The organism is Colwellia sp. PAMC 20917, assembly GCF_001767295.1.
In the GTDB taxonomy this organism is placed as follows: Bacteria; Pseudomonadota; Gammaproteobacteria; order Enterobacterales; family Alteromonadaceae; genus Colwellia_A.
On record NZ_CP014944.1, the window covers coordinates 2,747,487 to 2,772,013 of the forward strand.

At 37.9% G+C, this 24,527-nt stretch carries 22 protein-coding genes; all 22 read left to right on the forward strand.

Annotated features, from left to right (window positions below):
- Nucleotides 1–3 precede the first annotated feature (3 nt).
- Entirely contained in the window at nucleotides 4–1,713 is a 1,710-nt protein-coding gene (gene mshL, locus A3Q34_RS11845; RefSeq protein ID WP_070377130.1) for a pilus (MSHA type) biogenesis protein MshL, read from the forward strand.
- 9 nt (nucleotides 1,714–1,722) lie between these two features.
- A complete protein-coding gene (locus A3Q34_RS11850) occupies nucleotides 1,723–2,631 on the forward strand; it encodes an ExeA family protein (RefSeq protein ID WP_070375554.1) in 909 nt (302 codons plus the stop codon).
- Nucleotides 2,628–3,782: a tetratricopeptide repeat protein gene (locus tag A3Q34_RS11855; protein WP_070375555.1), complete on the forward strand. Its 1,155-nt coding sequence runs from the start codon at nucleotides 2,628–2,630 to the stop codon at nucleotides 3,780–3,782. Before A3Q34_RS11850 ends, A3Q34_RS11855 begins: the two co-directional genes overlap by 4 nt.
- Nucleotides 3,783–3,784: 2 nt before the next feature.
- A complete protein-coding gene (locus tag A3Q34_RS11860) occupies nucleotides 3,785–5,500 on the forward strand; it encodes a GspE/PulE family protein (protein WP_070375556.1) in 1,716 nt (571 codons plus the stop codon).
- Between the two features lie 14 nt (nucleotides 5,501–5,514).
- A complete protein-coding gene (locus tag A3Q34_RS11865; protein ID WP_070375557.1) occupies nucleotides 5,515–6,750 on the forward strand; it encodes a type II secretion system F family protein in 1,236 nt (411 codons plus the stop codon).
- Nucleotides 6,751–6,889: 139 nt separating this feature from the next.
- Complete coding sequence (locus A3Q34_RS11870; RefSeq protein ID WP_070375558.1) at nucleotides 6,890–7,423, forward strand: hypothetical protein; 534 nt, start codon at nucleotides 6,890–6,892, stop codon at nucleotides 7,421–7,423.
- A gap of 139 nt (nucleotides 7,424–7,562) precedes the next feature.
- Entirely contained in the window at nucleotides 7,563–8,159 is a 597-nt protein-coding gene (locus tag A3Q34_RS11875; RefSeq protein WP_070377131.1) for a type II secretion system protein, read from the forward strand.
- 39 nt (nucleotides 8,160–8,198) lie between these two features.
- Complete coding sequence (locus A3Q34_RS21090; RefSeq protein WP_070375559.1) at nucleotides 8,199–8,693, forward strand: type II secretion system protein; 495 nt, start codon at nucleotides 8,199–8,201, stop codon at nucleotides 8,691–8,693.
- An 85-nt stretch (nucleotides 8,694–8,778) separates the two neighbouring features.
- Nucleotides 8,779–9,288, forward strand: a complete 510-nt coding sequence (locus tag A3Q34_RS21095; RefSeq protein ID WP_070375560.1) for a type II secretion system protein — start codon at nucleotides 8,779–8,781, stop codon at nucleotides 9,286–9,288.
- A 38-nt stretch (nucleotides 9,289–9,326) separates the two neighbouring features.
- Nucleotides 9,327–9,818 (forward strand): type II secretion system protein, encoded by a 492-nt coding sequence (locus A3Q34_RS11890; RefSeq protein WP_070375561.1) that lies wholly within the window; start codon nucleotides 9,327–9,329, stop codon nucleotides 9,816–9,818.
- A 1-nt stretch (nucleotide 9,819) separates the two neighbouring features.
- On the forward strand, nucleotides 9,820–10,362 hold the full coding sequence (locus tag A3Q34_RS11895) for a type IV pilus modification PilV family protein (RefSeq protein ID WP_083277990.1): 543 nt from the start codon (nucleotides 9,820–9,822) through the stop codon (nucleotides 10,360–10,362).
- On the forward strand, nucleotides 10,362–11,162 hold the full coding sequence (locus tag A3Q34_RS11900) for a type II secretion system protein (RefSeq protein ID WP_070375562.1): 801 nt from the start codon (nucleotides 10,362–10,364) through the stop codon (nucleotides 11,160–11,162). The genes A3Q34_RS11895 and A3Q34_RS11900 overlap by 1 nt, the downstream gene beginning before the upstream one ends.
- Nucleotides 11,152–11,664, forward strand: coding sequence for a hypothetical protein (locus A3Q34_RS11905; RefSeq protein WP_070375563.1), 513 nt, complete (start codon nucleotides 11,152–11,154; stop codon nucleotides 11,662–11,664). Before A3Q34_RS11900 ends, A3Q34_RS11905 begins: the two co-directional genes overlap by 11 nt.
- Nucleotides 11,665–11,849: 185 nt before the next feature.
- Complete coding sequence (locus tag A3Q34_RS11910) at nucleotides 11,850–12,368, forward strand: PEP-CTERM sorting domain-containing protein (protein ID WP_070375564.1); 519 nt, start codon at nucleotides 11,850–11,852, stop codon at nucleotides 12,366–12,368.
- A 742-nt stretch (nucleotides 12,369–13,110) separates the two neighbouring features.
- Complete coding sequence (locus tag A3Q34_RS11915) at nucleotides 13,111–14,154, forward strand: rod shape-determining protein (RefSeq protein WP_070375565.1); 1,044 nt, start codon at nucleotides 13,111–13,113, stop codon at nucleotides 14,152–14,154.
- Between the two features lie 136 nt (nucleotides 14,155–14,290).
- Nucleotides 14,291–15,211 carry a rod shape-determining protein MreC gene (gene mreC, locus A3Q34_RS11920; protein WP_070375566.1) on the forward strand — a complete coding sequence of 307 codons (921 nt, stop codon included), beginning with the start codon at nucleotides 14,291–14,293 and terminating at the stop codon, nucleotides 15,209–15,211.
- Nucleotides 15,198–15,677, forward strand: a complete 480-nt coding sequence (mreD, locus tag A3Q34_RS11925; RefSeq protein ID WP_070375567.1) for a rod shape-determining protein MreD — start codon at nucleotides 15,198–15,200, stop codon at nucleotides 15,675–15,677. Before mreC ends, mreD begins: the two co-directional genes overlap by 14 nt.
- Nucleotides 15,678–15,713: 36 nt before the next feature.
- A complete protein-coding gene (locus tag A3Q34_RS11930) occupies nucleotides 15,714–16,331 on the forward strand; it encodes a Maf family protein (protein ID WP_070375568.1) in 618 nt (205 codons plus the stop codon).
- Nucleotides 16,328–17,794: a ribonuclease G gene (gene rng, locus A3Q34_RS11935; protein WP_070375569.1), complete on the forward strand. Its 1,467-nt coding sequence runs from the start codon at nucleotides 16,328–16,330 to the stop codon at nucleotides 17,792–17,794. Before A3Q34_RS11930 ends, rng begins: the two co-directional genes overlap by 4 nt.
- Before the next feature lie 364 nt (nucleotides 17,795–18,158).
- Entirely contained in the window at nucleotides 18,159–22,100 is a 3,942-nt protein-coding gene (locus A3Q34_RS11940) for a YhdP family protein (RefSeq protein WP_070375570.1), read from the forward strand.
- Nucleotides 22,093–22,929, forward strand: a complete 837-nt coding sequence (locus A3Q34_RS11945; RefSeq protein WP_070375571.1) for a carbon-nitrogen hydrolase family protein — start codon at nucleotides 22,093–22,095, stop codon at nucleotides 22,927–22,929. The genes A3Q34_RS11940 and A3Q34_RS11945 overlap by 8 nt, the downstream gene beginning before the upstream one ends.
- Before the next feature lie 26 nt (nucleotides 22,930–22,955).
- Complete coding sequence (gene tldD, locus A3Q34_RS11950; RefSeq protein WP_070375572.1) at nucleotides 22,956–24,395, forward strand: metalloprotease TldD; 1,440 nt, start codon at nucleotides 22,956–22,958, stop codon at nucleotides 24,393–24,395.
- Nucleotides 24,396–24,527 lie beyond the last annotated feature (132 nt).

Here is a 24,527-nt window from a genome sequence, read left to right on the forward strand (position 1 = left end):
CAAATGAAAAACACTCAAAGAAAATTTTATTGTTTCACCTTACTTTTAACTTTGTTTGGTTGTCAAACGGCGCCAGATAAACCAACTGAAATGATTAATGCACTAGACAAAGCGATTGAAGAATCGAGTAAACCTGCGCCTAAAGCATTGCAACAAGTGCCAAATGCTATTCAGCAAGAATTAATGCAACGTAATGTTAGCCAAGCCCGAGAGGGTTTATTGGCAGAAAAACGTTTAGAAATTGCCGCTAGCGATGTAAGTGCACAAGAGTTTTTCGCAGCCTTAGTCGACGAGTCAGCGTACAGTGTTGTTGTACATCCTGACGTAAGCGGTACGATTACCCTGAACTTGAAAAGCAGTACGCTTAATGAAGTGCTTGATGTTGTTGAAGAGGTTTATGGCTATGAAATTAGACGTAGTGGTAAAATAGTACAAGTTTACCCAGCCGGTATTCGCACTGAAACTATTCCACTAAATTATTTGTTTGTTAAACGCTCAGGCATGTCGAGTACTAGCATTAATTCTGGTGGTGTATCAGAAAATGATCAAGGTAGTGGTAATAACTCAAATAATAGTTCAAACGGTAATTCAAACAGTTCAGGTAATTCAGGTGGTGGAAACAGCCAAAATAGTCAGCAAGGAAGCAGCGGTATTAATATTTACACTGAGACCACATCTGACTTCTGGGCTGAATTAAAAGAAACGCTAACGGTATTGGTCGGTTCTGAAGAGGGGCGTTCAGTCTTTGTTTCTCCGCAAGCAGGCTTAGTGACTGTTCGCGCTTTTCCCGATGAAATAAAAGTCATTAAGAGTTTTATTAACGATACAGAAACTCATTTGCGCCGCCAAGTTATTATTGAAGCTAAGATTATGGAAGTTACGCTCAACGATGATTATCAGCAAGGTGTTAAATGGGATCAAATTTTAGGCAGTATTGGTAGTACTAACTTAGCTTTTTCAACGTCTGGTTCCATCGCGGGCAATGTTATTGCAAATACCATTGGTGGTACAAGTAACCTAACTATTAACAATAACGATTTTTCAGGCGTTATAGATTTACTCTCTACCCAAGGAAATGTACAAGTATTGTCAAGCCCAAGAATTACCGCTACCAATAATCAAAAAGCGGTAATTAAAGTCGGTGGTGATGAATATTATGTTACTGAGGTTTCAAGTACGACGACTACCGGTACGTCAACTACCACTACACCTGAAATTAACCTAACCCCTTTTTTCTCAGGGATTGCTTTGGATGTTACTCCTCAAATAGATGGTAATGGTGAGGTTATTCTTCATGTTCATCCATCAGTTACTTCAACTGATGAGCAGACTAAAGTTATTAAGCTTGGCAGTGAAGAAATAATTTTACCCCTTGCACAAAGTAGCGTACGTGAGTCCGATACTATTATTCGTGCTAAATCAGGTGAAATAGTGGTGATAGGTGGGTTGATAGAAACACGTAAAGTGATGTTAGATTCAAAAACACCTTTTTTGGGCGATATTCCATTTATGGGAGAGTTATTTAAAAGTAAAAGTGAAACTACCCAGAAAAAAGAACTGGTGATCATGTTAAAGCCGATTGTTATTGGCCAGGATACTTGGAAAAATCAATTACAAGATGCTCGCTCACTATTGAAACAATGGTTTCCTGAGGAAAATGATTTTTCTCAAAGTGAAAAAGGTAGGTCTGATGATTCAAGCGACAATGAATAGCTATAGTCTATGTACCTCTACCACTTTGGTTTAACGGAACTTCCGTTTACATTAACACCAAATACTGCATTTTATGTAGGGTTAGAGCCGCATAACGAAGCGTTAGCTGTCTTACTAACCGCGCTGAAAACAGGTGAAGGCTTTATAAAAGTTATCGGTGAAGTCGGTACGGGTAAAACCCTACTTTGCCGTAAACTACTTAATGAAATACCCGAACATTTTGTAACCGCTTATATTCCTAACCCTTATTTAAAACCTGATGAATTACGACGAGCGGTGGCGGTTGAATTAGGTATCAAGCAAGCACAGCGGATGTCAGTGCAATTGCTTACTCAACGTATTCAACAGCGATTACTTGAACTTCATTTAGCCGGTCATTCGGTAGTGCTTATACTTGATGAAGCACAAGCTTTACCAGAAGAAAGCCTAGAGGCTTTACGTTTATTTACTAATTTGGAAACTGAAACACGTAAACTTTTGCAAGTTGTGCTGTTCGCACAGCCAGAATTAGATGAGCGCTTAGCGACGAAAAGATTTAGGCAGTTAAAACAACGTATCACTTTTTCTTATAAATTACGTGCAATGACAGCGCCAGAAGTGCAACGTTATATTCAACATCGTATGCAAGTTGCTGGCTATAAAGGTGCTTCTTTATTTAGTGCCGCGATATCGAAGAAGGTGGCGAAAGTTAGTTTCGGGATCCCACGTTTAGTTAATGTGCTATGTCATAAAATGTTGATGCTAAGTTATGGCCAAGGTCAATATCAGATAACAAATAAGCATTTATCTGTGGCGATAGAAGATACCGAAGCAACAACTCAAGCGAGCAATGTTAAAGGCTATTTAAGTATTACGGGTCTGATCATTTCAGCCATCTTAATTGTCTATGTCTTAAAAAATTATGGAGTGATCGCTTGAGCGTAATTAACCAGATGTTAAAAGATTTAGATCAGCGTAAAGCTGAACAACAAGGATCGAGTGATTTTACCCTACCTGTTTCTTCAGCTTCCTTAAATAAAAAAACTGTTTTTATCAGTTTACTGATCATTATTTTATTAAATGTTGGCGGTATTTTTGTTTGGCAAATGTATGTTGAAAACCAAACATTAAAAATGTCTAATTCTTCAGCAGTTAATCGAGTTGAAAAAAAAGCTGAGCAAGGTGAGGTCGTAATAAGTGAACACTTAGCGCAAGCACCGAACAGCACTGAACCAGTAAACATGACCCAAAATAGCGTTGTAGCATCTAAACAGGCTAGTTTGAATAATGATTTGAAAAGAGAACAGTTAATTCAAGTTGACTTAAACCAAGCTAATTTAGCTGAAACTCTTTCTCAGAACATTACAACCCAAGAAACACCCAGTAAGCTTGATGCGCCAAAGACAAAAAATAGTGGCTTAGTGAATGACTCAAATATCCAACAAGCGTCAATTGACTCTTTAGCGCCAATAGCGAAAAAATCAACATTAACAATATCTCGCAAAGAATTAACGCCTTATCAACTTGCTGAACAAAAATTAAAACGTGCAGAGCAAGCGCTTGCCAACAATGATATTTCTAAAGCAGAGACTATGTTCGAAGATGTATTATTAGTTCTGCCAACACATAAAACAGCGAGAAAAAATTTAGCGGCTTTATGGTTTGGGCGTCAATCTTATGCTGCGGCGTTAAACTTACTTTCTCAAGGCATTAATTTATCCCCTGATGATAGCGAATTTCGGGTGATGCAAGCTCGAATCTATTTACAGCAAAACAGACTACAACAAGCATTCGCCACTTTAAATAATATGCCGAATGTCAATGATGTTATTAACATCGAGTATCAGAGTTTACGCGCAACAACAGCGCAGCAACTTAAGGAATTCACATTTTCTGCACAAGCCTATCAAATTTTAGTTAATATCGAACCTACTTCGGGGCGATGGTGGTTGGGCTTAGGCGTCGCTTTGGACAGTAATAGTGAATTTAAGCGAGCAAGTACGGCGTATCAAAACGCATTAACTAAAACAGGGTTATCTGCAAGCGCTGAGAATTTTGCCCGTCAGCGTATTATCGAGTTGGGAGAATAATTATGGCAGCACCTAAATTAAAAATGCGCCTAGGCGATTTATTAGTACACGAGCACATCATTACTAATGAACAATTAATGCAGGCACTGAATAGCCAAAAAGCGACTGGACGAAAACTAGGTGATACCTTAATTGAACTTGGCCACATCGGCGAGCGTAAATTACAAGAGTTCTTAGCGCAACAGCTTAATGTGCCTTTTTTAGATATTAGTCAACGTCGTATTCCCAATGAAGTCGCCTCATTATTACCAGAGGTTCATGCACGTCGTTTACGCGCGTTAATCATTGAAGATCAAGGTGAAAGTGTCTTGCTAGGGATGAGCGATCCTGCTGATTTAAGTGGTCTAGACCAGCTTGAAAGAATGCTTGCTCCGAAAAAAATAAACCTTGCTGTGGTCATGGAATCACAGCTTTATCAAGCATTTGATGGCCTGTATCGACGCACAGCAGATATTGAATCATTCGCCAGTCAGTTAGAAGAAGAGTATGAACAAACTACTGATTTTGATTTATCATCAACATTTTCAGATGATAGTGGTGATGCAACGGTTGGTAAATTATTACAATCGGTCTTTGAAGATGCGGTGCAGATGCGTGCCTCTGATATCCATATTGAGCCAGATGAAAATCTATTGCGTATTCGTCAGCGAATAGATGGCGTATTACAAGAAAATATTTTAAAAGAAAATAAAATTGCCTCTGCTATGGTTTTACGATTGAAACTAATGGCTGGCTTAGATATTTCAGAAAAACGTTTACCACAAGATGGCCGTTTTAATCTTCAAATTAAAGGCCATAATATTGATGTTCGTATGTCTACTATGCCAGTACAGTACGGTGAGTCGGTTGTTATGCGATTACTTGACCAGTCTGCAGGTTTGCTTTCTCTCGATAAAATTGGAATGCCTGCCGACTTAGTAGCCCGTGTTCGTCACCAAATTACCCGGCCACATGGTATGGTGCTAGTTACAGGGCCAACAGGTAGTGGTAAAACAACAACTTTGTATGGTGCGTTAACCGAACTTAACCAAGCGAGTAAAAAAATTATTACCGTGGAAGACCCAGTAGAATATCGTCTACCTCGGATAAATCAGGTGCAAGTAGCACCAAAAATCAATTTAAACTTTTCAACCGTGCTACGTACTGCGCTTCGTCAAGATCCCGATATTATTATGGTTGGCGAAATGCGAGATCAAGAAACGGTCGAAATTGGTTTGCGTGGCGCATTAACCGGTCACTTAGTGTTATCAACACTGCATACCAATGATGCCATTACCAGTGCCTTACGATTAATTGATATGGGCGCGGCGGGTTTTCTTGTTGGTAGTTCACTACGTGCGGTGATTGCACAACGTTTAGTACGTAAGGTCTGTGAATACTGTCTTGAAGACCATTCGCCAGACAGTCAAGAAATGATGTGGTTGACTCATCTTGCTGGTGATGAAGCCACAACAGCCAATTATAAAAAAGGTCGTGGCTGTCAGTCATGCCAGTATACAGGTTATAAAGGACGTATAGGTGTATTCGAATTATTAGAAATGAATGATGCGATGATGGCGGCTTTAAAACGTGATGATGCTGAGGCATTCACTGAATTAGCAAAAGCTAATCCTACTTTCACACCGATAGCACAAGCTGCATTTAATTATGCTAAACAGGGTATTATTAGCGCAGAAGAAGTACTTCGTTTAGTTGATAGTATTGACGTTCAGGGTTAAGAGTAGACTTACTTATGGCTATATTTAGTTACGTAGGCAGAAATGCTAGCGGCTCACAAGTTAAAGGGACAATAGAAGCAACAAACGCTAATACAGTTGCTGAGCAATTGTCACGTCAAGGCATTATTCCCGTTGCTATTAATCAATCAAAAAATAGCGGTTCAACTGATATCGCAAATATAGATATTGGTGATTTACTGGGCTTTTCTGCTATATCACTCGATGAACTCATTGTCTTTTGCCGACAAATGTATGCACTTGTTCGTTCGGGCGTGCCAATATTACGCGCGATCAACGGTATGGCAGAATCAAGTACATCTGATAAATTAAAAGTTGCTTTAACTGATATTGGTAGTCAATTAGAAGGGGGCTACACCCTTTCAACCGCTTTAAGTAAATACCCAAAGCTTTTCTCACCTCTATTTGTTTCGTTAGTCCATGTTGGCGAGAATACCGGACAGCTAGATGGTTCGTTCTTAAAGCTGGCCAATTATCTTGAACGAGAGCAAGACACCCGTAAACGAATAAAAACGGCCTTACGTTATCCAAGCTTTGTCCTTGGCGCGATTGTGATCGCTATGGTTATTTTGAATATTTTTGTTGTTCCTACATTTGCCAATATGTTTGCAAAATTAGGCGCTGACTTACCCGTGACCACAAAAATGCTAATTGCCAGTTCGAATTTCTTTTTAAACTACTGGCCTCATCTGCTTGTAGGAAGTGTATTTGGCTTCTTTGGCCTTAAACATTATTTAAAAACCGAACGCGGTATGTATTTATGGGACCGATTAAAAACAAAATTACCGGTTGTCGGAGGGGTGATTGAACGGTCTATTTTGTCACGATTTTCCCATACATTTGCCATTGTACTTAAAGCAGGTGTTCCTTTAACAACAGGATTAACCTTAGTTGCAGACGCCGTAGATAACACTTATATGCGAGATAAAATTTTAGCCATGCGCGGTGGTATTGAAAGTGGAGATAGTTTATTGCGCTCAGCCAATGCCAGTAAGTTATTTACGCCCCTCGTTTTACAAATGGTGGCTGTTGGTGAAGAAACTGGTCGAGTAGACGAGCTTTTAGAAGAAGTCGGTGATTATTATGAACGCGAGGTTGATTACGAACTGAGTACGTTAACGGCTCGTATTGAGCCGATAATGATCGCTATTGTTGCCGCTATGGTATTGGTGCTTGCATTGGGTATATTTACTCCAATGTGGGACATGATGTCGGCCTTTAAAGGTAAATAGTGTTTGTCTTTAATTGTTACGTTTGATTATTATCAATGTAATGAGCCTATGACTTGAAACGTAGATCAATTTAACCTGTTGATTTAATCGTTGAGGTATTTATAGCATAATAATTTTTATGGACTAAATTAGTTATAATATGACATTACAACAGGTAAGTGCTAAAAAGGGTAAGTCGTTAGCTGAAAATCTGATCATACTTGCTATGATTGGCTTACTTATGGCGACATTCCTCTATTATTTTTTTAAACAAGAGCAGCATTTATCCCGTGTAGGTTTTGATTCTGTTGCCAATACGTTTTCCGCACGAGTTATAGGCATTCATGCGCAATGGTTTATGGATAATAAGCCCCGCTGGGTCTTGATCAAAGAAGCAACAGCAGTCAATGGCGATCGCGAAAATAATCGCATTGCCGTAAACAAATTGGGTTGGGTTGATATAGCAACTGTAAATAACCTAAGTAATGAAAACGAGTGTCAGAAAATATGGCAACAAGTGTTAGCAACACCTATGATTTATATAAAACAGCCTATTTCAGCAGTAATAGTCAATATAAAAACTAATCAAGTGGGGCAGCAACAAAAATATCTTTGCCAATATAGCTTACCTTCGGGTGAATATTTTGAATATCACCCAAGCAACGGTAAGGTCACTGAAATAAAAATACATTAATAAAAAGTATTGAATTTGTTTTATATACGTTAATAATGCTATAAAAGTACACTAAGTAAGTGACTTTATTAGTAAATCGTTGTTAGAATCAATTTATAACATTAGTCAAAGCGCTAATAAAACGATAGAAGAGGTTGTGATGAAAAAACAAGCAGGTTTTACACTCATTGAATTAGTCATTGTTGTGGTTATTTTAGGTTTCTTAGCAGTAACGGCTATTCCTAAATTTATTGATTTAACTGACCAAGCTAAACAAGCCAATATCGAAGGTATGGCAGGTGGTTTTGCAACAGGTATTTCTCTAGCTAGAGCTCAGTGGGAAGCTGAAGGACGTACGACTACTGGCACAAATAACACCACAGTTTATGATGGTGTGAGTCTAACATTAACCACTGAAGCAGCAGGTGTGCGTCCTGGTTATGTAACGGGTTTAACCGATGGGGCAACATTAGATGGTGACTTCGATGCAGTTAATTGTAAAGAAATTTGGGATAATATTTTTCAGCAACCTCCAACACTAAAAACATATGCTGGTTTAGACAGTACAACAAATTATATTGTTGCTGAAACAGGTGATGTCGCTGACTCACATTGTATTTATTATTTAAAAGAAACATTGAACAAAGACGCAACAACGGGTGATTTTGTTGACCCAGGCGTAGCAAATATAGGCAACAATTTTACCTATTATCCTGCGACTAGTCGTGTAGAGATTAATATTGCAGTAATAAACTAGTCGTTAGATAGATAAAAATTTAAAATTAAAAGGTAAATTATGAAAAAATTACAAAAGCAAGCCGGTTTTACGTTAATTGAATTAGTTATCGTTATCGTTATTTTAGGTATTTTAGCGGCAACAGCAGCACCTAAGTTTATTGATTTGACTGGAGATGCCAAAAAATCAGTAATTCAAGGGACGCAAGGTAACATTAATTCAGCGATGAATCTGGCTCATGCTAAAGCTATCGTTTTAAGTCAAACTGGGTCTACAGGGGAAATTGTTATTAATGGTGAGTATTATGCTCTAATTTATGGCTACCCTACTGTAGTCGGAGCAACAGCTGATGGTACCACGGGCAAAGGCTGGGGCATTGATAAATTAGTTGATTTAAGTAACGGTTCTAATATCAGTTACGCTACTGGCGTATTTAGTCATGATGATGCGGCCGATTCAACAAAATGTAAAGTAACTTATGCAGACGCCTCTGGCACAGGTACTCCAACTGTTGTCACCCCTGCGAGTGCAGTAATTGATGTTACTGATTGTTAGAGTGCTCTTGGTTAGATTTTAATCTTTTAAAGGGGAGCTATGCTCTCCTTTTTTGTTTTATATTTAAAAAGTCAGGTAAAGAGTAATGAGAACCAAAGGATTTAGCTTAATAGAATTAGTCGTTGTTATCGTAATTTTAGGTATTCTTGCTGCTACGGTTGCACCAAAGTTTATTGATTTAAGTGCTGCGGCTCGAACCGCAACCCTAGAAGGTGTAAAAGCTTCTGTTCAAGGTGCCTCTTCTTTAGTACATAGTAAATCTTTAATTGCAGGCAATCAAAATAATGCAAAAACAGATACTCCAACACCATCTATCACTTTATCATCTGGGACCTCAATAGTACTTAGCTATGGATACCCTACTGTACCAGGCCCCTTTTCCTCACCCAATACTCTAGTTTATTGGAACGCGTTAATTGATATTGATGAAAGCTTTAACATTATTCCCGATATCCAAGTAGGGGTCTTAATTATATATCCAATTGATGCTTATCCTGATAATTATCCCGATCCTAATAGTCCATGTGTTGTTGTATATAATGAAGTCTCAGCAAAATTTGGCCTTCCTGACATTAAAATAAATGAGTGCATTTAATTTATTACACATTAGTCTTATAAACTACGGTTTGATATATGAAAAGTAATTTTTTGTTAAAAAATGGGAAGTTTTCTCAATATTCAGGTTTTACTTTAATTGAGTTGGTCATTGTGATGATCATGATAGGTATCCTCTCCGTAACAGTTATTCCTAAAATATTTACCTCTAGTGGCTACGAAGAAATTGGCTACCAAGCTGAAACTGTAGCTAAATTGCGTGCTATCCAATTGAGAGCCATGCAAGATACTTCGGCTATCCAATGTTTATTAGTTTATGTGACTAAAAAAAAACTAGGTATCCCAGATAGCAATTGCAGTCCGCCAATTTTCTTATCGAATACAGAGCCAAGTAGTACCATAGTAAAAATAAGTGAACAGTCGTTAAGCTTTGATGATCATAATGGTGGTTATAGTTTTTCTTTTGATCAAATGGGACGGCCAGATCAAGCAAGGACCATAAATATACAAGGTGGCGAACAGACTCTGATTATTACTATTAATGCTGAGGGCTATATCAGTGCGAATTAATATGAGTAAGCAAAATAGTGTTATTAAAAAACATGCAGGCTTCACTTTAGTTGAGCTTATTGTTGGTATCGTTGTGTTATCCATTTCTTTTTCCATACTAACCACATTAATTTATCCGCTAGCTAATCAAAGTGCCGAGCAAGTTCACCAAATCAGAGCAGCTGAATTAGGTCAATCGATGATCAATGAAATCATTGGTCGATCTTTTGACGAAAACTCTGATATGTCAGGAGGTTTTATCCGTTGTGGTGAGTCTGGGGTTAGTTGTTCTGTTATTGGCGCTGATAGCGGCGAAACCAGAGCTGGTTATGACGATGTTGACGACTATGATGCTATTAATTTTGGTGATACTTTAGTGAACTCGTTAGGTGAAGATATTTCTGCTCAATATGTTGGCTTTTCAATGGACGTTAAAGTGATTAATGATGCCAATTACGATGGCAATAGCACAGGGGATAATTCAACCGCTAAATTAATTACCATCACTGTACGTACTCCACAAGATTTTGATTTTGTGTTCTCTGTTTATAAGGTGAATTTTTAATGGTCTTCTGTTTTAAACGGAAAAAACAATCAGGTTTTACACTCATTGAGTTAGTAACGGTTATCGTTATTTTAGGCATTTTATCAGTGGGTTTAAGCAGTTTTTTAAAATTTGGCGTACAGATATTTGTTGAGGCAACAGATCGAGATAAAATATTATCATCAGCGCGCTTTGCTATAGAGCGTCTTAATCGAGAGTTAAGAGGCGCTGTACCTAATAGCGCAAGAATTTTACTCAATGGTTGTTTAGAGTTTACGCCTATAGCACAAGGCTTTGTCTATATTGATATACCTGTTACACCTGAGCCGGATGCTAATGTTGTAACACTAGTACCTACTGATACTTCATTCACCGCTGAAAAGGATGATAATTATTCTGTGGTGGTTTATCCATTAAATAGTGATGATGTTTATCAAACGATTAATAGTAAAGTATTTCCATTAAAGTCAGGGAATTTCAATGGGAGCGGATCTCCTCATACATTAACGTTTTTTAATGATATTAGCTTTGCCGAAGACTCAACCACAGAACGACTTTTTATTACCAAAAAATCCGTGATGTACTGCCATGAGAATAACAATGAATTAGTACGTTATGATATAGATGGTCATAATTCTGATGGTAGTATTAGTGGTCAAAGTGCTGGTATGGTAATGGCTGAAGATTTAATTACTGCTACTTTTAAAGCCGGAACAGGTTCACGCCAACGAAATGGTACTATTGAATTAGATTTCGAATTTTCTCGTAACAATGAAACGATTTATTTTAATAATGAAGTACAGGTGCCTAATGTTCCCTAATCATGCTTGTCAGCAATTATTGCTGACTAAAACTATAAGTAATGGCAAACTTACAAAAAATCAACAAGGTAGTGCTTTAGTTATTGCGGTATTTATTATTGTCGTGATGACAGTCTTAGGTTTAGCGCTTATTCGTTTGTTAAACACTAGTTCAGAATCTGTCGCCTATGAAGTGATGGGTACTCGCGCTTACGCGACAGCACAAATCGGTGTTCAGTGGGTGGGGCGAGAGATTTTTCCTCTAGGTACTGGTGCGGCTCTGCATTGCGATGGTAGTACGGTTTCAGTAAATAATAACAGCTTTGTGTCTCCGCAAACGTTAAATCCCCCTAGTGGTATAAGTAATAATGATGGCTTAGCTAATTGTCAAATAAGCTCTTTAATCTGTAAAGATTTAAAATACGATGGCGTAGCATATTTTACGATTACTAGTACAGGGCAATGTAATGTTGGTGGGATAATTACTTCACGAACGATTGTAATAGAGGCCCGTAGCTTATAAGCTCTAAATACTTTGATTACTATTGCTGTATTGTATAATGTGTTAATATTCTTTACACAATATAATTCTTACAGTTAATTTTTTTATAATTTACTTTTAAAACAATATGTTATATTTATGGCTCGTTAATTGCTATTTATATAGTAAAATTTTTTACTGCCATTCTTCATTAATTAGGATTTATAATGATTAAGTTAATTAGCCAGTTTTTAGTTGTTTTATCATTTATCACTGCCGGTGTGGCAAACGCTACTCTTATCACTGCGGATCTGACGGAAAATAATTATATTAATTATAAAGGTCTTGATTGGGCTTGGGCTTCTCCGGTAAATGTAGAGGTGTACGGTTCGAATAGACTATATTCTCCAACTCTACATGAGGGGTGGAGATTTGCTTCTGAAAATGAATTAATTATTTTAAAAACAGAATTAACACTTCAAGATTTCACTGGTATTGATGGAAGTGGTAATGAATTTACTATTCAAGCCATTGAATATTGGAATACACATTATGTTCGCTTTAATATCGAAGATTTTAATAATGACTGGGTAAATAGTAGTTGGACAATAACGCCTAATATTGATTGGAATTATGAAACCTTCTACGTACGTGATACGCCATCGGATGTACCTGAACCATCAACCATCTTGATTTTCGCTATTGCGTTAATCGCTTTATCTTTGAGAAAACGCGCGATTAAATAATTAGAATGCGCAGTGAATAAAATTAAAAACAGCCTCGTCAATGCGGGGCTTTTTATTGCCTTAAAAAAATTATATAGGACCTATATTAGGCTCGCTAAATTTATTTGAAAAGATGTGCCGATAAAAAACAGTTGGCTTTTAAGCTGAACATTCATCTTTATTCATTAGTCATTAGTCATTAGTCATTAGTCATCATGAAATTTTATTCACCGATAAATATGATTAATTAGCATGGGTATCTCGTGGTAAAATGCTGAAATTTATTAAATAGGTTATCTAGATAGACTTATTTTTTAATTCGCGGCGAGTACAAAAATATTTTGTCATTTTATGGTAATAATTAGGGAACTATTGGTGTTGAATACAAGACTAAAGATTGGCGAAAGTGTAACTGCACCGCAAAAGTAAGTAACATAACCGATAAATGTAATTGTGTAATTGTGCAATTGTAACAATTTGTCCAAATAGAGAAAATTTTACTATGACTTTTTAACAATAATTAGGGATTTAATACATTATTGATTAACAATTCCCTCAATTTTGGCTTAGTCATTAAAAATATGCTAAAAAAGTGATGTTTTTTATCATTCAAACAACACAAATTTGAAACACTCAGGTATGATTAGCCCATATAATATATTATTAACAAACTTGACAAAATGCTCATTGATTAACTCAATGCTTTGTTGAGAATAAAAGAGATTAATTCTCTTTTTATAACACTTTAGGATATTTAGATCTTATGTTTAAAAAATTACGCGGCATGTTTTCTAATGATTTATCAATAGATTTAGGAACGGCGAACACTCTTATTTATGTAAAAGACCAAGGCATCGTTTTGAATGAGCCTTCGGTGGTTGCTATTCGCCAAGACCGCTCTGGTGGTTCAAAAAGTGTAGCCGCAGTAGGTTCTGCTGCAAAACAAATGCTGGGCAGAACGCCAGGTAATATTGAAGCTATTCGCCCAATGAAAGATGGTGTTATCGCTAACTTTTTTGTTACTGAAAAAATGCTGCAATACTTTATTAAACAAGTTCACAGTAATAATTTTTTACGCCCAAGTCCTCGTGTACTTGTTTGTGTTCCTTGCGGCTCTACTCAAGTTGAACGTCGCGCTATTCGTGAGTCTGCACTTGGTGCTGGCGCCCGTGAAGTTTATCTTATTGACGAACCAATGGCTGCGGCTATTGGTGCAGGTATGCCAGTTTCAGAAGCTACAGGTTCGATGGTAGTTGATATTGGTGGTGGTACCACTGAAGTCGGTATTATTTCATTGAACGGTGTGGTTTATTCTTCTTCTGTACGTATCGGTGGCGATAAGTTTGACGATGCCATTATCAATTACGTACGTCGTAACTTTGGTAGTTTAATTGGCGAAGCAACCGCTGAGCGTATTAAACATGAAATTGGTTCAGCCTACCCAGGTGAAGAAGTATTAGAAATTGAAGTACGTGGCCGTAACTTAGCTGAAGGTGTTCCTCGTAGTTTTACGTTGAACAGCAATGAAATATTAGAAGCACTACAAGAACCACTAACCGGCATTGTTAGTGCTATTATGGTTGCTTTAGAGCAAGCGCCACCAGAACTAGCCTCTGACATTTCAGAACGTGGTATGGTACTTACTGGTGGTGGTGCATTATTACGTGACTTGGATCGTTTATTAATGGAAGAAACGGGCATTCCTGTTGTCGTTGCTGATGATCCACTTACGTGTGTGGCACTCGGTGGTGGTAAAGCGCTTGAGATGATTGATATGCACGGCGGCGATTTATTCTCTTATGAATAAGTAACCTTCCGTCTGTCGTTGTAGGGTAAATTTAGCGGGTAGAAGTACTTATTGACTGATGTCATCTTGTATCTATTACTTAAATTTACCTATGTAGTTTAACGATGACCATTCCCTAAATAAATTTTAGGTTTATATGAATCCAATATTTAAACATGGCCCTTCCCCTCAGCACCGACTCTTGTTGGTGCTGTTTTGTTCTGTGTCTTTAATTTTTTTCGATCACAAAATGAATAGCTTTGAAAATATTCGAGGTTATTTACAGTCTCTGGTCAGCCCCTTACAGTATTTAGCGACGACTCCTAAGCAAGTCATGACTTGGGCTGCCGAAAATATTGTTACGCGGCGACAACTACTCAGTGATAACCAGCAATATAAAGTTGAAGAATTGCGTTTTCATCAACAACTATTAGAACTTGAAATTATCAAGAAAGAAAATAAGCGGTTGCGTTTATTACTGGCGTCGCCGATACGTGGTGAAGTAAAGAAAATGGTCGCTGAAATAATATCAGTCGACTCTGATCCGTATAGTCAGCAAGTCGTTATTAACCGTGGCAGTGATGATGGTGTCTTTGAAGGTCAACCTGTTATTGACGATGAAGGTATTGTTGGGCAAGTATTACATGTGGGTATTAATAGTAGTCGGGTTATTTTAATTACTGATGTTACCCATGCCGTACCTGTTAGAGTTAGTCGAAATGGTGTGCGTTTAGTCGCTTCAGGAACAGGACAAATAGACAGATTAACCCATAATTTTGTGCAACACAGTACGGATGTTCGCACGGGTGATTTATTAGTAACTTCAGGTCTTGGTGATAAGTACCCTGAAGGGTATCCTGTTGCACGAGTGACCAAAGTTTCACAGAATGATGCAAATGCCTTTGCTTTAGTACAAAGTCAGCCGGTCGCTAAAATTGATCGATTACGCTATTTATTATTGCTGTGGCCTGAAAAAGCATCAGAGATTTTTGCGCCTTCGCAAAAAGTAGTAACACCAAACGTACCTGATAATAAAAAAAGTGAAGATAACACAGGACTAAATAATGTCGATACGTAACCTTTTGATTATTATTTTTACTACGGTTATCGCTTTAATCGCCAGCATTATGCCATTACCCCAGAGTATTGATGTTTTTCGTCCAGACTGGGTATTAGTGGTCTTAGTATACTGGTGCTTAGCCTTACCCGCGCGTGTTAATGTTATAACCGCTGGTTTTGTTGGCTTATTACTTGATGTTTTACTGGGGTCTATTCTCGGTGTGCACACGATGGCGATGGCCCTTGCTGTTTATATTATCGCGGGCAACTTTCAAAAAATTAGAAATTTCTCTGTTTGGCAACAATCACTCATTGTTGGTGTTTTATCGGCGTTATACCATTTAATTGTTTTTTGGATGCAACGGTTTTTAACTGATGCTGTGTTCCTACCTAGTTATTTATATCCGGTGATCACAACGATTGTACTGTGGCCTTGGGCGTTTTTATTATTAAGAAAAGTACGTCGTCACTTTCGTATTACTTAACCCCTGTTATTGACCCGTTAACTGAGTAATTTTTCTATGAAGTCCGTTTTAATTTTAGCGTCACAGTCACCACGAAGAAAAGAATTACTTAGCCAACTGGGTTATCAATTTCAAACTATTTCTGCCGATATCGATGAAAGCATCATCGACAATGAATCATCAAGCGATTATGTGTTACGTTTGGCGATTGAAAAAGCGACGGTAGTCTCAAAAAATCAAGTAGCAGGTAGTGTCGTGCTCGGTTCTGATACTAGCGTTATTTTTGACAATCATATTCTTGGTAAACCGGAGAATATTGCAGCATGCTGTCAACAACTGCTAATGTTATCAAACAACACTCACCAAGTACTGACCGCCATTGCCGTTGTAAAAAACAAACAAATATTATCCGCGGTTATTTCTACGGATGTTACCTTTAAAAAATTGTCTGTTGAAGAAATTAAGCGCTACTGGCATACCGGCGAACCTCAAGATAAAGCAGGCTCGTACGGTATTCAAGGTATTGGTGGACAATTTGTGACACAAATTAAAGGTAGTTATTCTGCTGTAGTCGGTTTACCTTTATATGAAACAGCAAAATTATTGGCTGAGTTAGGTTTACCTACCCCTATTCAAGACCAAGCAAGCCCCCTCAGCAACGGAGAAATTTTATGAGTGGTGAATTACTGATTAATGTTACCCCAAGTGAAACTCGAGTTGCGCTAATAGAAAATGGTGTATTGCAAGAAGTTCATGTTGAACGTGAATCTCGTCGTGGTTTGGTTGGCAATATTTATCTAGGTAAAGTTATTCGGGTTTTACCGGGTATGCAAGCAGCTTTTATTGATATTAATTTAGAAAAAGCCGCGTTCTTACATGCTTCAGACATCAACACTAAACTCATTATTAGTAATGACGAGTTGCCCGCTGACCACGTACCTGACATTAGAGCGTTAGTGCATGAAGGCCAGCAAATTGTGGTTCAGGTCATTAAAGATCCACTGGGTACCAAAGGAGCACGCTTAACCACAGATATTACCGTAGCCGCTCGATATTTGGTGTTAATGCCAAATGCTAATCATGCGGGCATCTCACAACGCATTGAATCTTCAAAAGAGCGCAATCGTCTCAAAGATATTATTACGCCATATTGTAGTGAAGAGCACGGCTTTATTGTTCGAACGGCTGCTGAAGGTGCTGACGAAAAAGAATTAAAACATGATGCTGAATTTCTACGTCGTGTCTGGAAAAAAGTGCAAGACCGTAAAAAAAGAAAGCAAATGAAAGCGCCTATCTATCAAGATCTTTCATTAGCATTTCGTGTACTCCGTGATTTTGTTGGTATTGATCTTGAACGAATTCGTATCGATTCAAAACTAACTTTTGAGCAGTTGCGGGAATTTACCGAAGAATTTGTCCCTAATTTAACTCCCTTTTTAGAAAATTATCCAGGCGAGCGACCTATCTTTGACTTGTTTGATGTCGAAAATGAGATACAAAGAGCGTTGCATAGAAGAATTGAATTGAAGTCGGGTGGTTACCTCATTATTGATCAAACCGAAGCGATGACCACGATTGATATAAATACCGGTGGATTTGTCGGTCATCGTAATCTAGAAGAAACTATTTTTAATACTAATTCAGAAGCCACACAAGTCATTGCTCGACAGTTGAGACTGAGAAATCTAGGCGGCATTATTATTGTCGATTTTATTGACATGAACAGTGCAGAGCACCAAAAACGTGTGTTACACAGTTTAGATGTTGCGATGGCGAAAGATAATGTTAAATACAGTATTAGTAAGTTTTCTAAGCTCGGCTTAGTAGAAATGACCCGTAAACGTACCCGAGAGAGTTTAGAACATATATTGTGCGGCGAATGTTCAGTGTGTTCAGGTCGAGGGCATTTAAAAACTGTTGAAACCGTTTGTTTTGAAATTTTGCGTGAAATAGTACGAGTAAATCGCGCTTATGATTCAGATAAATTCACTGTTTATGCTTCTTCAGCAGTGAGTGAATCACTAATTAATGATGAATATCATCACCTTGCTGAGTTAGAAGTTTTCATCGGTAAGCAAATTAAAGTTCAGACAGAAACCATGTATAATCAAGAGCAGTTTGATGTGATTATGATGTAATTAAAAACTATCGATAAAGGCTATTAGGGTCTTATCGTTACTTAAACTTAGGTATATAGTTCTGGACTAAACCTAAGTACCTACATGCGTGTAGGCACAGGTTTACAGGTATATAGTTCCAGACTAAACCTAAGTACCTACATCCGTGTAGGCACAGGTTTACAGGTATAGAGTTCCAGACTAAACGTAAGTATCTACATCCGTGTAGGCACAGGTTTACAGGTATAGAGTTCCAGACTAAACCTAAGTACCTACATCCGTGTAGGCAATTTAGTATGATGGCTTCAAACCTGATTTGATGGTAAATAAATCAATCACCGTAAGTTAAAAATTAAGATAATTAAGTGTGTAGTAAATTCATTTTATGAGTATTTCAGCTTTTTCGAATCGTTGGTTAAATCGACTGTATAAAGTATTGGCAATTTTGTTGGTGCTTTTTGCGGTACTGATCAGTGCGTTTCGTTTATCTTTGCCTTACGCACATAATTTTCATCAAGACTTACAATATTATCTCAATGAAACTTATGACAGCAATGTAACCATAGGCTCGTTGAGCATGGAGTGGGAGGTTAACGGGCCGACGATAGTTGTTGAAAAAGTTAATGTGCTAGATACTCAAACCGCTAATATATTTGTGGCTCGTATGGAATTGACTGTTGATTTCTGGGGAAGCTTACGCCATCAAAAATTGATTTCTCAAGATATAACCTTAGCAGGTGTACAAGTTTTTTTTGATAAAGCATTATTAACGGCAAAAGATCAAAGCGCGGAAGATAGTTCGGTTATTGCTACCATCAGCGATGTATTGTTTCAGCAAATTAATCGATTTTCATTAATAAACAGTAATATCACCCTGCAAGATGAGTCAAAAACGCGAACTTTTTTGGTCGACCAACTTGCTTGGGTAAATAATGGTGATCATCACCGAGCTACGGGTAGTATGCTTATTGACGGGTTAACATCTAATAATATTAAATTTAATCTTGATGCATCTGGACAAGACCTGCGCGATTTAAGTGGTCAACTATATTTTGAAGCGAATAAGCTTAATGTAACTCCTTGGCTAGATACTGTTTTTGCTATTGAAAATGAAAAAACTTATTCATCGGTTAATTTTAGTGCTTGGTACACCTTAAACAAAGGCAAAGCCAACAGGTTACAAATCGCATTAGGCGATAATGAAGTGAGCTGGCTTTTTAAAGATGAATTACACAGTATTCGTATCGACGAAGGTAATATCTTGGTTGAAAATTTTGACGATGCTATAAACATAAGCACTACGACCACACCATTGCAGTTCTACACCAATAATAAGGCTTGGCAGCCTTTAACCATCAGCACAAAAAGAACGGCCAATGGCTTACTCACGTATATCTCTTCATTAGAACTGTTTGGTTTAGCTGACCTTTATCCACTTTTTTCTGGCCACCCAGAAAGTGAAACATTATTAAAGAATCTTGCTCCAGTTGGACAGATAACCGACGTTTACCTGCTCAATAATGACGATGATATTAAAGCCGTAGCGCAATTTTCCGATGTTACCTCTTCGTTTAGTCAAGGGATCCCCGGCGTTGAAAATGTCAGTGGTGAACTTAACTTCGCTCAAAAAAACTTACAGGTTAAGTTGTTAGCTGAAAATGGAGAGCTAGATTTTGACCAACACTTTCTTTATCCCATTCCATACCAGTCGATTGCTGCACAAGTTAATGTCGACTTTAATCATGCTGAACTATTGGTCAAAGTTCAGCAAATCGAAATGATATCAGAACAACTCCATGCTACCGCTGATGTAGAAATTAAAGCGCTAGAAGATGAAACGATCACGATGGCATTACTCGCTAATGTGCATCAAGGTGACGCTAAGCTCGCAAACTATTTTTACCCACATCTACTGATGGGACAGGAGCTGGTCGATTACTTAAACTTAGCCATCATTGACGGGGAATTCGCACAAGCTCAAGTGCTTTTTAATGGGCCACTCGATAAATTCCCATTTGAAGATAATAGCGGTGTTTTTGTTGTTAATGCAGAATTGATCAAGAGTAAATTTCAGTTTGATCCAAGTTGGCCGGTGATTAATGCTTTTGATGCTAACTTAAATTTCACTAACAACAGTATGCTCATTACGGGTCGAGGTGGCGAGCTTACTGGCATAGATGTTACCGGTGTTAAGGTTGCTATTGACGATTTAGCTGGCCAACAAATATTAACGGTTGCCGCGAATTTTAAAGATACCCAAGCCAGTGCAGTAAGTGACTTAATGAACAACAGTCCGCTGGCCGACACGGTTGGAGAGACACTAAACCAGCTACAAGTATCAGAAAATATTTCAGGTAGCTTTGCGCTAAATTTACCTTTGAATGATCCTGATAGTGCTGTGGCAAGTGGCAAAGTTGAGTTCAAGAATAATAAAATAGCATTGCAAGCACCTGCCATGAACTTTACGGAAGTGAATGGTGAATTGAGCTACGAAAATGATGTAATAAAGACGCAAGGACTGACATTAAATTGGCGAGAAATGCCCTTAGCACTGAAAGTAGAAGCTCAGGATACTAACCGTAAATATTACCAAACATTGATTAACCTACAAGCGCAGTGGCCAGAAACCGCTTGGAAAAAAGAGCTGCCAGAATTACTTGAAAAATATGGTCAGGGTCTGTTGGCGTGGCAAGGTGATTTAACGCTAAAGATGCACCACCAAGGTGGTTTTAGTTATGAACTATTACTGGACTCTACCTTAGAAAAGATAGCACTTTCATTACCTACGCCTTATAAAAAAATAGCTGATGATGTACTTAATGTTGCGGTAAAAGTTTCTGGAGAGGAAAATTCATCCGTACTTTACGCACAAATCGGTGATGAGCTGAATTTTTATGGTGAATTAAATCATAGTAAAGTGCAATTTACTAAAGCACATTTAGTCTTAGGTAATGAACATATGTTATTACCAACGGAAGGCTTTCATATCACGACAAACTTATCTACCGCCTCAGTAACCGAGTGGCAACCGTTAATTTTTGATATTCTTGATGGCATAGAGCAAGCATCGGTAAATACAGCTGCAGATAATGTTGCCCTGTTAAGTGCGCCTAAACGTATTAGGGGCAAGATTGAAAAGCTTAATGTGTTAGGACAAGAATTAACTGACGTCTCTTTTAATCTTAACGATGAAGAGCAATGGTGGTTACTTGAATTGCAAGCCAAAGAAACACGAACCAAAGCTAAGTTTTATCCTGATTGGCATCAACAAGGGATAGAGCTTAATGCTGATTTTATTCACTTAACAGCAAATGACGAACTTGTTATTGAAAACCTTGTTGAGGAACCATCAGCAGAACCGATAAGTAACGATGTTATTTTCGCTAATATTCCGCCTATTCGCGGAAAATGTTCGAGTTGTAGCTATGGAAAGTTTGATTTTGGTGAAGTTGATTTTTCTATTGAACGGTCTGCTGTCGACACGTTAACCATCAAAAAATTTACGGCTACACGGGGTAAAACACAGTTAAGTTTTGATGCCAGTTGGCAACATAATGCCGATGAATCTCAAACCACTGTTGTAGGTCAATTGAAAGCGAAAAATGTTGATCAAGAAGTCGAGAAATTAGGTTATCCTTCAACGATAAAAGATAGTGAACTGGACTTGTACTATAATTTCAACTGGACAGGTAGCCCTTTAGATTTCGCGATAGAAAGCTTTAACGGTTCAAGCCAAGTTAAACTTTCAGACGGATATTTAGCTGAAGTACCTGATCAAGCCCGAGCATTCTCACTACTCAGTTTGCAGTCCTTAGTGCGTAAATTGAAGTTTGATTTTCGAGATATTTTTAGTGATGGTATGTTCTATGATTCCATTAAAGGAGATTTTGAGGTCAAAAATGGCGTTGTTTATACCGATAACACTTTTATGAAAGGTGCGGCAGGCGACTTGTCTATAAAAGGTAATACCAACTTAAACGACCAAGTACTCGATTATAAAATGTCTTATAAGCCCAATTTAACCTCAAGCTTACCAGCCATTGCCTGGATAGCGACATTAAACCCATTGACCTTTATTGGTGCTTTGGCTCTTGATGGCGTTATTACCTCGCAAGTTGTTTCAGAATATAAAATGGAAGTTACCGGGCCAATTGATTTACCCGTAGTAAAAGTAGTCGATAAAAAAACCCAAAATATAAAAGTTGGCCGTTCAACACCTCCTGAAGTTATTGATAGCATTCCTGATCAGAACAATATTACTCCTGTTACACCAGCAAATAAAACAGAGGGTATAAAAGATCACAAGGAAATAAACTTAGATGGTTAGACTTACGGCAATACAACTATGCTCTGTACCGAATGTTGAAGAAAACTTAGTGAGTATTGAGGCTGAATTAGCTCGATTATCGCCAGTTACTTCGAGTGATGAACATATTGTCGTTTTACCTGAGTGTTGTTTGTTCTTTGGAGGAAAAGACGCCGAGCAATTAGCGGTATCTAAACGATCATTAAAAGAAAAGCTGGCAACGTTAGCCAAAAAATATCAGGTGCTTTTGGTTGCTGGTAGTATTCCTCTAGTAACCTCAGCTAAAATTGAAGATAAGTTTACTAACAGTAGTTGTATTTTTTCACCGCAAGGTCATGAGTTAATACAGTACGATAAAATTCATTTATTCGATGCTAATGTTGAAGATAACGAAAAAAGTTATCGCGAATCTCGCTATACTCAAGCTGGTGATAAAATTTGTTGTTGGCAAGCTAAAAATGTGAATATTGGCTTAACAATTTGTTATGACTTGAGATTTCCTGAACTTTATCGCCAACTTCGCTTGCTAGGTGCTGATGTTATTACGGTACCAAGCGCCTTTACTGTGATAACCGGTCAAGCACATTGGCAAACATTATTACAAGCACGCGCCATTGAAAATCAAGTGTATATTGTAGCTGCAGGCCAACATGGTACGCATCTTAATGGCAGAGAAACATGGGGACACAGTATGATTATCAGTCCTTGGGGAGAAATACTTAGCTGTATAGAGCAAGGTATTGGTAGTATTAGTGTTGAATTTTCCCGTGACGAACTAGACAGAGTAAGAGCAGCAATGCCTGTTACTGAACATAATCAATTTGAAAGCACATTAAAACGCCCAAATTAAATAAATTAATACGATAAGTGAAAAATATGAATAGTGTTGAACGCGAACTTTTAGCCGATAGCCAAATTGACCGAGATCTTTTAGATCAAACGTTAAACAATATATATCAACGAAACATTGATTTAGCCGACTTATACTTTCAGTCGAGCTGTCATGAGTCATGGATGCTAGAAGATGGCATTGTCAAAGAAGGTTCATATAATATTGAACGTGGTGTTGGCGTGCGAGCAATATCAGGTGAAAAAACTGGTTTTGCTTACTCTGATGATATTTCTCCCCTCGCGTTAAAAAAAGCAGCTGATGCCGCTAAAGGTATTGCAAATGCTGACCAAAATGGTCGAGTACTTGCTTTTAAAAATCAAACAGTGAAATCAGTTTATCAAGCCACTGATCCGTTAGGCAGTCTAGCGCAAGAACAAAAAATTACCTTAATGCATGAGATTGAAGCCCATGCTCGTTCAGTTGATAAACGTGTTCAGCAGGTTATTGTAAGTTTGTCAGGTGTTTATGAAAAAATATTAGTGGCTGCTAGCGATGGTACTTTTGCTACTGATATACGACCACTAGTTCGCTTAAATTGCTCAGTATTAGTTGAAGAGAATGGTAAACGTGAACGTGGTAGTGCTGGCGGTGGTGCTCGAACTGATTACAGTTATTTCTTTGAGCTTGAAAATGGTAAAGCACGTTATTTAGCTTATGCCGAAGAAGCGGTTCGTCAGGCTTTAGTCAATGTGGTGGCAATAGAATCTCCGGCTGGCATGTTACCAGTTGTACTTGGCTCAGGTTGGCCGGGCGTGCTATTGCATGAAGCCGTTGGTCATGGTTTAGAAGGTGATTTTAACCGTAAAGGTTCGTCAGCATTTTCAGGTAAAATTGGTCAAAAGGTGACTTCTGATTTATGCACTATTGTTGATGATGGCACAATCCCTAATCGCCGTGGTTCAATTTCAATAGATGATGAAGGAACGCCAGGACAATACAATGTACTGATTGAAAAAGGTATTTTGAAAGGTTATATGCAAGATAAGCACAATGCTAAACTGATGGGTGTAGCACCTACCGGCAATGGTCGCCGTGAATCTTATGCACATTTACCTATGCCTAGAATGACTAATACTTATATGCTTGCGGGTGAACATGATCCAAAAGATATTATTAAGTCAGTGAAAAAAGGTATTTACGCGCCACATTTTGCTGGTGGTCAAGTTGATATTACCTCTGGAAAATTTGTTTTCACCAGCTCTGAAGCTTACCTTATTGAAAACGGTGAAATTACTTCGCCAATAAAAGGCGCTACGTTAATTGGTAGTGGTCCTGAAGCGATGAAAAATGTCAGCATGGTCGGTAACGACTTGAAACTTGATGCTGGCGTTGGTGTTTGTGGAAAAGATGGACAAAGTATTCCGGTAGGTGTTGGTCAACCTACTTTGAAAATCAATGAAATGACAATTGGCGGTACTCAGTAGTTCATTCCTGAATAAATTACTTTTAAGAAAGTCATCCGCTATTTAGAAATAAATTGCTGATGACTTTTTTTTTGCGCTAGCAATTAAGAAGAATATTTTTGCAAAACATTATAAAAGTAATAACAATCGCTA